This is a genomic window from Campylobacter sp. FOBRC14, assembly GCF_000287855.1.
GTDB classification, from domain to species: Bacteria; Campylobacterota; Campylobacteria; order Campylobacterales; family Campylobacteraceae; genus Campylobacter_A; species Campylobacter_A curvus.
The window spans coordinates 254,845-269,515 of record NZ_ALJJ01000009.1 but is presented as its reverse complement, the minus strand read 5'-3'; the positions used below and the strand labels follow the sequence as shown (position 1 = coordinate 269,515).

The window sequence follows — 14,671 nt, the reverse complement described above, 5'->3', positions numbered from 1 at the left end:
TGTTTAAAGGCTTATTAAAAGCCTTTAAAATTTATTTTTTGAGAGTTTGAACGACAACGCCGATTATTTCGCCTTTTGTCGGGTATTCTTTTACGCTCATTTGTGCATCGTTCATCACGACCACCTTGTCTCCAGCTTTTGGCTCTTTCTTTTCTACTATTATGTGCTCGTTAGTGTCAGCTATACTTAGGATTATTGAATTTTTAGGACACTCTATCTTTAGAATTCGCCTTTTTATTTCGTCGTAACTACTCGATCGTTCATAATTTACTAGCCAGCTATCCACCCAAGACGGCAGTGGCAATTTTTCATCGTTCCAGTTAGACACCGTGCTATACGCAAGCCCGGTGATCTTACAAAACTCTTGCCTACTGAGCGACAACCTCTTTAGGGTATCGTCAAATTCTTTTTTAGTCATCTGTTATATCTCCTTTGAAATTTTTCGAGATTATACCATATTTATTAAAAAAGTAAAAATAATTGAAATATTTTATTAAATTAGTAAAAAACTCTTGACATCTTTATTAAATTAGTATATAATTGCAGTATAAATTTACTATATTAGTAAATAAAGGGCGCGACGAGACGACACCCACCAAGATGAAAATCTCGCCGCGAAGTTGCTCCCTTTCGGGAGCCTTTATTTTATCATAATAAAGGATATAAGATGCAAAAGAACTACTACAACAAGGGTGAGGCCAATATCATACTAGCCGGCATAAGAAGCTGGGCGTATTCAAACAGAGATACGGTATCAAATACAACTCTTGACAGGATCGAGAAATTCATCAACACCGAACTTTCGGCAGAGGATAGAGAGAAAGTAAGACTAAGTGACTTTGATAAATGGTCTTTCCAGTACTGGATAAATAAGAAGATGGGCGATACGAAAGGATACGCCAGACTTCTTGAAATCGACGTGGATATAAGTAAGCTAGATGATGTGATCCGCGGCGAAGAAAAGGAAGAGATATGAAAGATCTAAACCTTTTGAGAGATGATGAGCTAAAGCAGCTCATCTGTGATGCAACTGCGGTGTTAGAAAGCAGAAAAGATGGCAAGAAATTCGTCCTCGAGACATACGGCGAGTTTGATCCTAGAAAGCATGGGCACGCATATTTGGCGAAGCTAAATTTTAAAGACGGCAAGATCGAGCGTGAATTCATTGATTGCAACGGCAAGCAATGGGATAGCAAACACAAACTATATTCTACCTCTTGGACTTTTGTTGCCAAAGAGGGTGATAAATTTGAGGGCCGCTTGAGTGATGGTTCTTGGAAAAACGATAGCAAAGACTACTATATCGTAGCCAAAAACGATGCAGGTGAGCTTAAGCTAAAGGGTGTCAAATCACTATCGGCGCTAAAAGAATTATGAGGGGGTAAACATGACCCTCTCAAAAATAGCAAATCTCTATCTCGAGGATCTATCACAGGTTGACCTTGAAAAATACAAGAGAAAAAGAGGTAGCTTCTCACATACCGAGAAGCTACCAAAAAACATAGAGGAGATCAAAAAGAGCGACCTTGAAAGGTGGGTCGCTCAAATGCAAAAAAGGTTAGCTCCTAGAACGATCAAGTATATCATAGCGCATTGGAGGCAAGCATGTGAGTTTTGTATTGAGCGAAATTTGATCTGTACAAATCCATTTCTCAAGGCAAAGCATCCAATGATCACACGCACAAATATAGAGCCGTTTTCAGAAGACGAGGTGAAAACCATGCTTACAAAAGCGAACGGCTGGTTTGAGTGCTATCTTGCGTTCGCATTTTTCACTGGTGCTAGAACATGTGAGATACTAGCACTTCAATGGAACGATATAGATATGAAAAACATGACTATATCGATCTCAAAAAGCCTGCGAGATGGCATAGTGAGAAACAGAACAAAAACCGGCATCAGTAGAGTAGTGCCGATATTTTCTTGCCTAGTGCCATACATAGAAAAACTTGCGAAAGATAGAGAGTGTGACTGGGTATTTTCGCACAACCATGATCACCTATTTGGCTCTGACAATATTTCGCTCAATGGTAGATGGAAAAGGTTTTTAGAAAGTTGCGGTATAGAGTATCGTAGCGCTAGACATACAAGGCATACTTTTGCGACACACATGGTAGAAAAAGCAATTCGAGGTGAGTTTTCTATGAAATGTGTAGCTCAAATTTTGGGACATTCAAGTTTAAAAATGACGCTAGACGTATATGCTAGGTTTCTTGAGGACGAGCATTTGAAAATTGATAGAAGCCTAGATATATTTAAATAGCGCTTAAAGTCTCTTTAATGGATTTTATACATTTTTAAAGGGCTAAATTTTGCATTTAAAATGATAGTGGGGCAGAGTTCGATTTCATCTCCACTCTCGTTTTAAATGCAAGATGCTCTCATTTTAAATGCGCGCCGATAGTAACAAAGGATAAGATGTAAATTTGCTAAGCGACTGCCAGTTGACGGTCGCTTTGACTCATTTATCGGCGTTTTGAGCGAAATTTAATCTTATGAGCAACGCTATCGCCGATTTTTGCGCTTTACTTTTTTATAGCTCGAGACGCTTTATACTATACACTTTTAACAAGACTTTGCCGCTAGCTCCCACCGCAGATGCTGCTAGTAGTTCCAGGAGAATATCGGTATAAAATTTATGGTATAATTTTTTTATACCAAATTTTGACAAAGGTAAATTTATGAAAAATCCCTTTCCTTTCGAGACTTTGGCTGATGGTTCGACATTTTACGGACGCGAAAAAGAGCTCGCGCAGATATATAAATTTGCTAAAAATTCCGCAAATTTACTGATCTACTCAAAAAGGCGCATGGGCAAAACCACGCTAATAAAAGAGTTTATGAGGCGACAAAAGAGTGAATTTACCTGCATCTACAGCGATATTTTTGATATCACGTGCGGCGAGGACTTCGTGAGAGAGCTTCTAAAAAATACCGCCAAATCGCAGGAACATACCTTTAAAACTACGTTTAATACGCTACTTTCAAAGCTAAAGCGCATAAGCTTTGAGATCACGCTCGATCCAAATACATACGAGTTGTCCGCAAATCCTATGATAAAAAATGCGAATTTTGACGAGGCGATGGACGATTTGTTTGCTATACTGACTGAAATTTCAAAGGATAAAAAGGTCGTTTTCATAATCGATGAATTTCAGCAGATCGCCGAGTTTAAGGAGCTCAAGATCGACGCCAGGCTACGTAAATTTATGCAGCAAAGCAAAAATATCTCGTTTGTATTCCTCGGCTCAAAAAGGCATGTTCTAACCTCGCTTTTTAGCCATAAGATGCCTCTTTTTGAGATGGCGACCCACCTCGAGCTAGGCGGCATAGAGCCAAACGCAGCCTACGAATACGCAAAGGAATTTCTAAGCGTTTCGCGAGTTCAGATGAAAAATTTATTCGATCTTTGCAGGTCCGACACAAAGCTCGTTCAAAATATCTTGTATTTCGTCTACGAAAATGAAAAAACGCTTGATACAAACAGCGTCAAATCAGCCCTAAACACGCTCTTGCAAAGCAAAGACGGCGCATATAGGCTGCTTTTTGACACATTTACGAGCAATCAAAAAAAGGTGCTGGAGATGATCGTTTCGCAGCAAAAAGAGTATTTTAAAGCCAGTGTTTTATCTAGCCACAACATCAGCAAAACCTCCGTGCAAGCGGCACTCAAACAGCTTTTTACAAGAGAGATCATAGATAAAGAAGATGGAGCATATTTCGTGCCGGAGACGACGTTTGGCTTTTGGCTGGAAAAGATTTTTAGAGACAAATGATGCTGGAAGCACAAAATGAAACGCTTGCTTTTAGGCCAGTATTTGATGAAAATTCTAAAATTTTGATCCTGGGCTCATTTCCTTCGGTCGTTTCGCGAAAGCTAGGATTTTATTATGCAAATCCGCAAAATCGCTTCTGGCGGGTGCTGGCGCAAATTTTCGACTCGCCTTTGCCAAGCAGCAAAGATGAAAAGATAAATTTTCTTTTAAGCCACCAGATAGCCATCTATGACGCTGCACTTTCGTGCGAGATAAAGGGCTCTAGCGATGCAGCAATGAGAGAGGTGACGCCTGTAAATTTAAGTGCGATCTTTGCGGTCGCAGACATCTCGCAGGTCTTTGCAAACGGTGCTAAGGCCTATGAAATTTCAAAAAAATTTTTAGAAGCGGACATAGAAAAAGCCACTAAAAACAAGATCATCCAGCTGCCATCCACCAGCCCTGCAAACGCTAAATTCAGCCTACAAGGGCTAGTGAGTCGGTGGCAGGACATAAAAAACTTTATGGTATAATCACGCCAAAAAATAAGAAAAAGCATGCGGAAAAAACATAATTCACGATTATTTTTACTTCTATTTTTAGCCGCTCTCTCGGCTTTTGGCCCCTTTGTGACCGACCTTTATCTACCGGCCTTGCCAGCGATCACGACATGGTTTGATACGAGCGTATCGGCTACTCAACTCACGCTTAGCACATCGATGGCCGGGCTTGCCATAGGACAGCTCATAATAGGCCCTATCAGCGATAAATTCGGCCGTAAAAGGCCGCTTACCATCTCGCTTATAATCTACACGATCAGTACCATTTGCATATTTTTTGCGCAAAGCATCGAAATTTTCATCTTTATGCGCGTTATCCAGGGGCTTGCAAGCGCCGGAAGCCTCGTCATCTCGCGTGCGGTGGTGAGCGATCTATACAGCGTTCATGAGATGACGAAATTTTTTGGACTGATGATGGTGATAAACGGCATCGCGCCGATCATTTCGCCTATCGGAGGCAGCTTTTTGCTGGAATTTACCGATTGGCGAGGGATATTCGTGGTCCTAAGTATCATCGGCGTTTTGCTGTTTGTCGCGAATTTCAACTTCAAAGAGAGCCTGGACGAGCCTCGCCGTATAAAAGCGCCTTTGCTCGAGACCTACGGCGTTTATAAGCAAATTTTGATAAACAAAACGTTCATGCTTTTTGTCGCTATACAAACTTGCGCGCTTGGTACGATGTTTGCCTATATAGCGTGCTCGTCGTTCATTTTTCAAGATTTTTATGGTCTTAGCTCGATGAGTTATAGCGTGTGCTTCGCCTCAAACGGCCTGGCCCTTGTCATCGGCTCGCGCATGGCTAGTTTTTTAAAGGACAAAATGGCCCTAAGGATCGGCGTTTATGGCATATTTGCCTCAAGTATCGTGGTGGGGCTTATTTTGACGGCTAAATTTCACGTTTATGCCGTTATAGTAGCGTTTTTCATCATGCTTTTGTTTATCGGCTTCATCCTGCCTACCGCATCGTCGCTAGCCATGAATAGCGCCAGAAGATACGCCGGCTCGGCCTCTGCGGTGCTTGGATTTTGTCCGTTTTTCCTAGGCGGTATCGTCTCTCCGCTAGTGGGGCTTGGCGATATTTTCTACTCCAGCTCTCTTACGATGCTTGTTTGCACGTTGCTTGCATTGACGGCGTTTTTTAAGGTGATGAGGGGCGGACACCTGCAAAATGGCTGAAATTTATCTCGTCTCAAACACTCCCTTAAACGATGAGAGCGTGATAAACCTGCCTATAAGCGAGATAAAATTTTTAAAATTTAGTCTAAATTTAGATGAATTTGACGCGCTCGTGGCGACCTCTAAAAACTCCTTCAAAGCCTTAGAATTTAATAATATAAAAATAAAGTCGGATATGCAAATTTACGCTATCGGCGAGCCGTGCGCCAAGGCCGCCAAGAGATGTGGCTTTAGTAAAATTTATACTGCTAAAAATTCTCACGGAGGCAAATTCGCCGCTGAAATTTCGCCTCTTTTAAAAGGCAAAAAGACGCTTTATCTAAGAGCCAAAAGCATCGTTTCAAATTTAGGCGAAATTTTAAAGCAAAACGGCATTTTAGTAAGCCAGATCGTGGCCTATGAGAGCGTTTGCGCCAGGCTTGACAAAGAAAAAATGCCGCCTGAAAATAGTGTTTTGATCTTTTCCTCTCCGTCAAACGTTAAAAATTTCATCCTCAATTTTGGCTGGCTTGATAGCTACAAAGCCGTAGCCATCGGTGAAACGACGGCAAAAGAGCTAGCGAAATTTACAGATCCCCTCGTGAGTGCGAGGCAAGAAATAAATGCCTGTGTAGAGCTTGCCAAAACGTTACTTTAAGCAAAAAATCTATATAATTTTAAAGCCTGAGTGAAGCGAATCAGCATTTTACGGGGTCCAACACTTTTATGTTAGCGAAGACGTACAGGTGCTATGCGATGTGATTTCGTTTGAGTGCGAAAGTGCGAGAGATTGCAACCTTGAGGCGCTTGTCTATTTGCAAGATTGGCTTTGTTTACGGGCCACTCTTTTATGCGACGCTCACTTGGGTTTTTAAATTTACGGAGACAATATGAACATCCTCATCGTAGGAAATGGCGGCCGTGAGTATGCCATCGCCCTGAAGCTAAAAAGCGAAAAAAATCCTCCCAAACTCTACTTTGCGCCAGGCAACGGCGCCACCTCTGAACTTGGCGAAAATTTAAAGATAAAAAATCACAACGAGCTGGCGGATTTCGCCAAACGAAACGATATAAATTTGACTATCGTAGGTCCGGAAGCCCCGCTAAGCGAGGGGATCGTAGATGTCTTTAAGGCGCACGGGCTTTTGATATTTGGGCCGAGTAAGGCCGCCGCGAGACTTGAAGCGAGTAAGGCTTTCATGAAGGATTTTTTAGCAAGAAACGGCATAAAAACGGCAAAATATCTAAACACGGACGATAAAAACGAAGCGTTTAAATTTATAGACTTTTTAAGCGTGCCGGTGGTCGTAAAGGCCGACGGGCTATGCGCCGGTAAGGGCGTCATAATCGCAAGAACTCATGACGAAGCAAAGACCGCCGTTAGCGATATGCTAAGTGGAGATAGCTTTGGCGAGGCCGGCAAACGCGTAGTGGTCGAGGAATTTTTGGACGGATTTGAGCTCAGCTTTTTTGCTATCTGCGATGGGGAAAATTTTCTTAGCCTTCCTGTGGCGCAAGATCACAAGCGACTTTTAGATAACGACGAAGGGCCAAATACCGGCGGCATGGGGGCTTACGCACCAAGTCCGCTAGCGACTCCTCATCTCATAAAACGCGTAGAAAACGAGATCGTAGCACCGACGCTAAGAGGCATGAAAGCCGAGGGCAACCCCTTTTGCGGAGTGCTTTTTGTAGGGCTCATGATCGTAAATGACGAGCCTGTGGTGCTTGAGTTTAATGTTCGTTTCGGAGATCCCGAGTGTGAGGTCTTGATGCCTTTAATAGATGCAAATTTAAGTGAAATTTTACTAAACGCCGCCAGCGGGAATTTAGACAAGATAGACTTTAGACTAAAAGATGAATTTGCCGTAGGGGTCGTGGTGGCAAGTAAAAATTATCCATATAAAAGCACCCCTAAAGCAAGGATAAATATACAAAATATCCCGCAAAATTCTCACGTAGCCTACGCCGGAGTGAGCGAGGAGGCGGGCGAGATCTACGCTGATGGCGGGAGAGTGCTCGTTTGCGTCGGATGCGCAAAGAGCATAAAACAAGCTCGCGACAAGGCGTATGAGCTTTGTGAAAACGTGAAATTTGACGGCATGCAATACCGCAAAGATATCGCTTGGCAGGTGCTTAAATGAATACGGACGTGGTAGAGAAACTAGAGCGCGAAAACATTTCGCTGGCGAGCTTTTCAAAGAGGATTTACGCTTATTGCGTAGATGAGGTTTTGATAAGCATCTTGTTTATGGCGATCTACTGGGACGCATTTAACACGGCAAACACCTACGAGCAGGTCATGACACTGGTTTCCAGCCTCATTTGGCAGCTTATAGTGCTAAAAATTTTATATCAGACATTTTTTACGTGGTATTATGGAGCTAGCCTTGGTAAAATGGCTTTCAAGATAGTCTGCATCGACGCTCAAATTTTAGACAAGCCAAGCTTTATGGCGAGCCTATCTAGGGCCATGATGAGAGTCGTCGGCGAAGTATGCTTTTATCTGGGCTTTGCGTGGGCTTTTGGCAATGAGGCGCGCCAAACATGGCATGATAAGATAGCAAGAACGGTCGTCGTAGATGTTCTTTAGAATTTTCATTTTTATCTCGCTTTGCCTTTTACAGGCATTTGCCGCTACCGAGGATGTGCAGCTTTTAGCCGATGACGTCAAACAAGAAAACGGCATCGTGACCGCGAACAAAAACGTCGTCGTTTATTCGCAAAACTATCTAGTCACGGCAGACTGCGCGGTATACGATCAAAATAGCTCCATAATCGAGCTTTTCGGTAACGTAAATATGATGAAAGGCAAAAGCGAAATTTCACGCTCCAACTACGCCAAGCTAAATTTAAAAAACAACGATAGCGCCTTTGAAGCGCTTTTTATGATGAACAAAGACATGGAAGTCTGGATGAGGAGCGACGAGAGTAGCTCTGATAGCGAGTATTACCGAACAAAAGGCGCGATCGTCTCAAGCTGCAACGTCCAAGACCCCGACTGGAGCATAACCTCGAGCTCTGCGATACTAAACAAACAAAGTAAATTTTTACACATGTTCAACCCCGTCTTTCACATAGGCTCCGTGCCGGTGTTTTATCTGCCGTATTTTGGATTTTCGACCGATACTACGCGTAGGACCGGGCTTTTGCCACCGGAGTTTGGATATAGCAAAAAAGAGGGATTTTACTACAAGCAGCCGATATATTTCGCTCCTTATAATCAATGGGACTTGGAGCTTGACCCGCAGATCCGCACCTCTAGAGGCACTGGAATTTACGGAGCGTTCAGATTTGCCGATTCGCCTGATTCTAGAGGCGCGATAAGCTTTGGAGCCTTTACGGACAAGCAAAGCTACCGCAACAAACAGCAAAGCCAAAACTCAAATAACGCAAATTTAAAAAATAGAACTCACAAAGGCATCGGGTTTAACTACGAGCGCGATAAGCTAGTGAAGTATCTTACAGAGGCTGACCTGCAAGAGGGGCTTTGGATAGATGCGACAAAGCTAAATGATATAGAGTATCTAAATTTAAAGGGTCAAGGCGACGATTATGACTCGCTGGTGACCTCTAAATTTAACTACTTCATCGCAAACGATAAGCATTATTTGGGCGCATACGCAAAATACTACATCGATACCGAAAAGATAGGTAGCCCGAACGAAAATAAAGACACATTACAAGAGCTTCCGACGCTTCAGTATCATAAATTTACCGATAATATCGTTTTGCCAAATATTTTGTATTCGCTTGATCTTCAGTCTCACAGATATGACCGTAGGATAGGCGTGACGGCGACTCAGTATGAATTCACGCTGCCGATATCTTTGCATATCCCGCTGTTTGACGATCTCGCGACGTTTTCGTTTTATGAAAATTTATACGCATCTCATATAAATTATGCGGACAAGATAACAAGTCCGATCGATCATGACGAAGATAAGACGGCAGATTACGTGAATAATTATCATAAATTTACGCTTCACACTGACCTTGCAAAGGCCTATGAGGGCTTTTTCCATACTATAAATTTTGGTACCGAGTATCTTATACCAGGATACAACAAAGGCCGCTTGGACGATCAATTTATATATGGTGATGATTATGATTACACTAAAGATAACGGTAAAGATTATGTGCCAGGAAAGTATGAAAATTTCCTCACTCAAGAGAAAAACAAAGAGGAGGTCTCGGCATACGCGACGCAATATTTTTACACCTCCGAGGGCAGGAAATTTTTGCGTCACAGCATTTCGCAGGGATATTACACCGACGATGATAAATACTCGAATTTAAAAAATGCGATCTATTTTTATCCGTTTAGCAATCTAAGCATTTACAATAGGCTCGAATACTCACACACGGATAAGGAATTTAAAAAGCTTCAAAGCGGCCTCACCTATACGCACGAGCGCTTTACGGCGAGCATCTTGCATACTATGAAAAAGAATTCAAACGCAGATAAAGACAGCTATCTCACGACATCGGCCAGTCTCAAGCTACCTGCGCAGTATAGGCTCGTCACCGGACTTCAATACGATCTCGAGCGAGACTATACCAAGAGCTGGCGCGTGGGAGTACTGCATCAAAGAAAATGCTGGAACTACGGGCTGATCTTTCAAAAAGACATAGAGCCGACGACTACTACGAGCGGCTCTGCGATGACTAGGAAAAACGGCGTTTATTTCACGGTGAATTTCTATCCGATGGGCGGAGTGCATTATGACTTTTCGGTCGAAAAAGATCAAAACAGCGGAAGCAACTGATGGCTGAAAACAATGTCGTAAATTTCAAAGATCAGCTAGAAGCCGCGGCGAAACTAGTCGAAATTTTGCCTAAAAAGGAGCTAGTAGATGCTAAAACCATCGTCGTTTGCATGTCGCTTGACTCGGTCATCTTAACCGATGCGGTTTGTAGGAGCCTCGCGCTAAGCTACGAGATGCTTTTTAGCGAGCCGATAGCCGCGCCAAATAACCCGGAATGCGACATCGCGATCGTTAGCGAGACCGAGGATATCGTGCTAAACGACGAGCTCATACGCGCCTTTAATATCAGCTACGACTTCGTCTACGGCGAGGCACATAGAAAGTATGAGGAGAAAATTTTAAAAAACGTTTATAAATATAGAAAAGGAAATTTAATAGGCGAGCTAAAAGATAAAAATATCTTGCTCATCGACGAGGGCTGCGAGACGGGACTGACCGCTCTGGTTTGCATAAAGACACTGATGGACGTAAAGGTAAAATCTATCGCTTACGCCACGCCTGTGATAGCGACTGATGTCGCAGCCAGCCTTAGCGATATGGTAGATGAAATTTACACCGTCAATAAAATCGTGAATTTCATCGATGTGGATTCGTATTATGATAAAAAGATAGAGGCTACGGGCGAGCGGATAATGTCTATTTTGGAAGAGAGCCCTTATTACTTACCACTGCAAAAACAACAAGGAGAAAAAAATAATGCAATATAGTATAGAAGTCAACAATCAGGTCGAAATTTTTGATCTAAACAAAGTCGCCAAACAAGCGGCCGGAGCGGTGATGCTTCGTGTGAAAAACACCGTGGTTTTAGCGACTGTCGCACGCGATGACGTGCAGGTCGAGGAGGACTTTTTGCCTCTTACGGTGCAATACATCGAAAAAGCGTATGCCGCAGGCAGGATCCCGGGTGGCTACGTCAAACGCGAGACTAAGCCTGGCGACTTTGAGACCTTGACGGCGCGCATCATCGATCGCTCTCTTCGTCCACTTTTTCCAAAAGGCTACGCCTATCCGACTCAGATCGTAGTCATGGTGCTATCGGCCGATCCTGAAGTTGATTTGCAAGTGGTAGGCTTGAATGCCGCAAGCGTAGCGCTTTATCTTAGCGATATCCCGGTAAATCGCCCGGTCTGCGGCGTGCGAGTAGGCTACATAGACGATAAATTCGTGATAAATCCTAGCAACAGCGAGCTAAAATCAAGCGCGCTCGATCTTTACGTAGCCGGCACCAAAGACGAGCTTTTGATGATAGAGATGAGGAGCATAGCTCAACAAAGCTCACAGATCATACCTATAATCGCGATCGATCCGATGATGGATCCTAGCTTAAACGACAGCATAACTCAAAAGCAAGATATGAACGAATTTAGCGAGGATAGGATAGTAGAGGCGATAGACTTTGCAGGCAAAGCGATACTACGCGCCAGCAATGCCTACGAGGAGGCCTTTAAAGAGCATAAAAAAGAAGACGCGATTTTGGAGCTAAAGCCCGAGATAGAAAACGAAAATATCGCTATTTACATTGACAAATTTTATAAAAACGATGTGAAAAACGCTATAAACCAAATGGCAAAGAGCGAGCGCGCAAGCGAGCTTGGCAAGATCGCAAAGCAAATAGCAAGCGATGAAGTCGCACAAAAAGAGGGCTGGGAAGAGGGCGTGATAAGCAACGTTCTTGGCAAATATAAAAAGAAGATCGTAAGAGAGCAGATCATAAATGAAGGCGTCAGAGCCGACGGACGCGCGCTTGATGAGGTCAGACCTATCAGCATAGAGACAAATGTGCTTCCAAATGCGCACGGCTCATGCTTATTTACGCGCGGTCAGACGCAAGCTCTGGTAGTAGCTACTCTTGGCACTGACGGCGATGCGCAGATGTATGATATATTGACCGAAAAAACGGCCCTCATAGAGAAATTTATGTTTAATTATAACTTCCCTGGATTTAGCGTCGGTGAAGCAAGCCCGCTAAAAGCACCCGGCAGGCGCGAGCTAGGACATGGAAATCTCGCAAAACGTGCGCTTGCTCCTAGCATAGACATAAATTCTCCATACACCATACGCCTTGTTTCTGAAATTTTAGAAAGTAACGGCTCTAGCTCGATGGCTAGTGTTTGTGGCGGTGCTCTCGCACTTCGCGCAGCCGGTGTGGATACTCAAAAGCTAGTCGCCGGTGTTGCTATGGGGCTTGTTTTTGAAGGTGATAAGCACGCTGTTTTGACCGATATAATGGGACTTGAGGATCATGACGGAGATATGGACTTTAAGGTAGCGGGCTCAAGTGAGGGCATAACTGCACTTCAGATGGATATAAAGCTTGGCGGTATCAGCCTTGAGGTGCTCAAAGAAGCGCTTTATCAAGCAAAGCGCGGCCGCGAGCATATATTAAATTTAATGCATCAAGCCGATAGTAAAATAGAAGTAAATGAGGATGTGTTGCCGAAACTAGAGCTCTTTAGCGTCGATCCTAGTAAGATAGTCGATATCATCGGCCAAGCTGGCAAAACAATAAAAGAGATCATCGAGAAATTCGAGGTCTCGATAGACCTTGATAGAGAAAAGGGCGAGGTCAAGATCGCAGGCGGCGCAAAGAAAAATGTCGATGCGGCGAAAGACTACATAATCTCTATCACGTCAAAAGAAAATTCCAGAGGCTTTGGTAAAAAGCCGCATGGACACGACAGACGCGATAAAGATAGACAAAAGCCGACATTCAACATAGGAGACGAGTTTGACGGAGTAGTAAAAAGCGTCGTGGATTTTGGAGCGTTCATAGAGCTAAAAGACGGCGTAGACGGACTACTTCATATCTCAAAGATCAAAACGCCACTAAACGTAGGTGATAGACTGAAAGTATGTGTGAGTGAACAAAAAGGTAACAAAATTTCACTCTCTTTGGTCGAATAAATTTTAAAAGGACGGGCATGAAATATAAGAAGATATTGTTTCCAATCGGTGCCGGAGATGACATAGAGCCGCGCATATACGGTGCATTGAAGGTCGCGAAATGGTTTAATACCCATATTGAAGTCTTGACTTGCCAGCTTGATCCAAGTGTCGTTTATAACATGAAAATGACGCTTCGCGGAGGTGTGCTTTTTGAGGAATTTTTAAAGTCCGCCAAGGCAGAGCTCGCCGTCGAACACGAGCTCAATGAGAAAAAATTTAATAAAATTTGTAGTGAACTTAACATAAAAATAAGCGATGAAGTGATAGATGGAGAGTGCACCGCAAAATTCGTCGTGTATCAAGGAAAACGTAGCGCCATCGTCGAGCAAGAGTCTAAATTTTGCGATATGGTCGTAGCTGCCGTGCCGATAGACGGCAAGATAACCGGGACATTCGAGTCTGCGGTCATCAAAAGCGGTAAAAACGTGATCGCTATACCTAGGAATTTACACGAATTTAGCGCAAATAATATCTTGGTCAGCTGGACTGCGACACCGCAGAGCTCAAGAGCGCTTACGAGCTCGCTTGATCTACTAAAGCGCGCCAAGAAGGTGCACTGCATAACATCTAAGGCTAGCTTGGGCGATAATGCCGAGATAAACCTCAAAAAGCTTGAGGAATATTTCAAGCTTCACGGTATAAGCGCGACTTTTGAGGTCATAGATACGACGGCTATCCCAGGAGAGGCGCTTTTAAGAGTTGCAAAAGATACGAATTCAGATCTCATAGTAGCAGGTAGGCACGGTGAAAACGGACTCATGGAGATGGTGCTTGGCGGAACGTCGAGATTTTTCTTAGAGCATACTACGATCCCGGTATTTATGTAAAATTTATGGCAGGGTGATCCTGCCAAATATCTACTTTAAGCTTCTTTGTTCTTATTTTGATTGGCTATTAGCTTTTAAAAGTAAGCATATAAGTAAATCAAAAAATGAACACTTTTAAATGCTTCATAGACTGTTTTTATAAAATAACGCCATCACCAACAAAATTTAATGGTTAGCCACCCTCTTTGCTCCGCCTTGAAGTGCCTTGACTGCTTTACAACCACGCCTTAAATATACTCCCAGTCTTTGCCAAGAGGTTCAGCCTCTAGCTCGCCTCTTTTAAATGCCTCAAAGTCTGCCTTTTTATATCCTCTAAAGCGTCTATTTGTATTCGCTCGCTCTTTAGTATCTGTAACCAGCTGCTTACTAAATGCTATTATTTTGCTGATGATATTCTGCATAGCCTTAGCTCCTTGTAGTGTTCTTGCGTATTTTAGCATATTTGTTGGTTAGTAAGACATTTATTCAAATCATTAATGAACCGTAAAGTACCTCTAGCCTATCGATAAACGGCAGTAGCTCTTTAGCCACCCTTAGCCTTATCTTATAGTATCCGCCACTAGTCTTTAAAAGTGAGTGCATAAATTCTTAATCCCAAATCGAAATAATGATTATATTTGTGTATCGTTTTGTGTATCAAAAACGGATACATCAAACAA

At 43.0% G+C, this 14,671-nt stretch carries 15 protein-coding genes; 13 read left to right on the top strand and 2 right to left on the bottom strand.

Translation table 11 applies throughout. The annotated features are described in order from the left end of the window. Nucleotides 1–31: 31 nt before the first annotated feature. Entirely contained in the window at nucleotides 32–418 is a 387-nt protein-coding gene (locus HMPREF1139_RS11305) for a hypothetical protein (RefSeq protein WP_009649952.1), read from the bottom strand. Nucleotides 419–667: 249 nt separating this feature from the next. On the opposite strand from HMPREF1139_RS11305, the gene HMPREF1139_RS04595 reads away from it, so the two are divergent. From HMPREF1139_RS04595 to HMPREF1139_RS04535, 13 genes are all read left to right on the top strand, one after another. Further along, the gene (locus tag HMPREF1139_RS04595; protein ID WP_009650168.1) at nucleotides 668–976 is read left to right on the top strand and encodes a hypothetical protein; all 309 of its coding nucleotides are present in this window, start codon (nucleotides 668–670) and stop codon (nucleotides 974–976) included. Further along, nucleotides 973–1,377 (top strand): hypothetical protein, encoded by a 405-nt coding sequence (locus HMPREF1139_RS04590; RefSeq protein WP_009650155.1) that lies wholly within the window; start codon nucleotides 973–975, stop codon nucleotides 1,375–1,377. The genes HMPREF1139_RS04595 and HMPREF1139_RS04590 overlap by 4 nt, the downstream gene beginning before the upstream one ends. Before the next feature lie 10 nt (nucleotides 1,378–1,387). After that, on the top strand, nucleotides 1,388–2,263 hold the full coding sequence (locus HMPREF1139_RS04585) for a tyrosine-type recombinase/integrase (protein ID WP_009650239.1): 876 nt from the start codon (nucleotides 1,388–1,390) through the stop codon (nucleotides 2,261–2,263). Between the two features lie 418 nt (nucleotides 2,264–2,681). Further along, nucleotides 2,682–3,776: an AAA family ATPase gene (locus HMPREF1139_RS04580; RefSeq protein WP_009649940.1), complete on the top strand. Its 1,095-nt coding sequence runs from the start codon at nucleotides 2,682–2,684 to the stop codon at nucleotides 3,774–3,776. Then, nucleotides 3,773–4,288, top strand: coding sequence for a DNA-deoxyinosine glycosylase (locus HMPREF1139_RS04575; protein WP_009650283.1), 516 nt, complete (start codon nucleotides 3,773–3,775; stop codon nucleotides 4,286–4,288). The genes HMPREF1139_RS04580 and HMPREF1139_RS04575 overlap by 4 nt, the downstream gene beginning before the upstream one ends. A 24-nt stretch (nucleotides 4,289–4,312) precedes the next feature. Then, the gene (locus tag HMPREF1139_RS04570) at nucleotides 4,313–5,491 is read left to right on the top strand and encodes a multidrug effflux MFS transporter (RefSeq protein WP_034966099.1); all 1,179 of its coding nucleotides are present in this window, start codon (nucleotides 4,313–4,315) and stop codon (nucleotides 5,489–5,491) included. After that, nucleotides 5,484–6,128 carry a uroporphyrinogen-III synthase gene (locus HMPREF1139_RS04565; protein WP_009649932.1) on the top strand — a complete coding sequence of 215 codons (645 nt, stop codon included), beginning with the start codon at nucleotides 5,484–5,486 and terminating at the stop codon, nucleotides 6,126–6,128. Before HMPREF1139_RS04570 ends, HMPREF1139_RS04565 begins: the two co-directional genes overlap by 8 nt. Before the next feature lie 232 nt (nucleotides 6,129–6,360). After that, nucleotides 6,361–7,614 (top strand): phosphoribosylamine--glycine ligase, encoded by a 1,254-nt coding sequence (purD, locus tag HMPREF1139_RS04560; RefSeq protein WP_009650240.1) that lies wholly within the window; start codon nucleotides 6,361–6,363, stop codon nucleotides 7,612–7,614. Further along, a complete protein-coding gene (locus tag HMPREF1139_RS04555; RefSeq protein ID WP_009650111.1) occupies nucleotides 7,611–8,063 on the top strand; it encodes an RDD family protein in 453 nt (150 codons plus the stop codon). Before purD ends, HMPREF1139_RS04555 begins: the two co-directional genes overlap by 4 nt. After that, nucleotides 8,053–10,239 carry an LPS-assembly protein LptD gene (locus tag HMPREF1139_RS04550; protein WP_009649971.1) on the top strand — a complete coding sequence of 729 codons (2,187 nt, stop codon included), beginning with the start codon at nucleotides 8,053–8,055 and terminating at the stop codon, nucleotides 10,237–10,239. The genes HMPREF1139_RS04555 and HMPREF1139_RS04550 overlap by 11 nt, the downstream gene beginning before the upstream one ends. Next, a complete protein-coding gene (locus tag HMPREF1139_RS04545) occupies nucleotides 10,239–10,946 on the top strand; it encodes a phosphoribosyltransferase family protein (protein WP_009650278.1) in 708 nt (235 codons plus the stop codon). The genes HMPREF1139_RS04550 and HMPREF1139_RS04545 overlap by 1 nt, the downstream gene beginning before the upstream one ends. Then, the gene (locus tag HMPREF1139_RS04540) at nucleotides 10,936–13,143 is read left to right on the top strand and encodes a polyribonucleotide nucleotidyltransferase (protein ID WP_009650352.1); all 2,208 of its coding nucleotides are present in this window, start codon (nucleotides 10,936–10,938) and stop codon (nucleotides 13,141–13,143) included. Before HMPREF1139_RS04545 ends, HMPREF1139_RS04540 begins: the two co-directional genes overlap by 11 nt. Before the next feature lie 17 nt (nucleotides 13,144–13,160). Beyond that, a complete protein-coding gene (locus HMPREF1139_RS04535; protein WP_009650016.1) occupies nucleotides 13,161–14,012 on the top strand; it encodes a universal stress protein in 852 nt (283 codons plus the stop codon). A 227-nt stretch (nucleotides 14,013–14,239) separates the two neighbouring features. Here HMPREF1139_RS04535 and HMPREF1139_RS04530 read toward each other — a convergent pair whose 3' ends face one another. Next, nucleotides 14,240–14,413: a hypothetical protein gene (locus tag HMPREF1139_RS04530; RefSeq protein ID WP_009650063.1), complete on the bottom strand. Its 174-nt coding sequence runs from the start codon at nucleotides 14,411–14,413 to the stop codon at nucleotides 14,240–14,242. Nucleotides 14,414–14,671 lie beyond the last annotated feature (258 nt).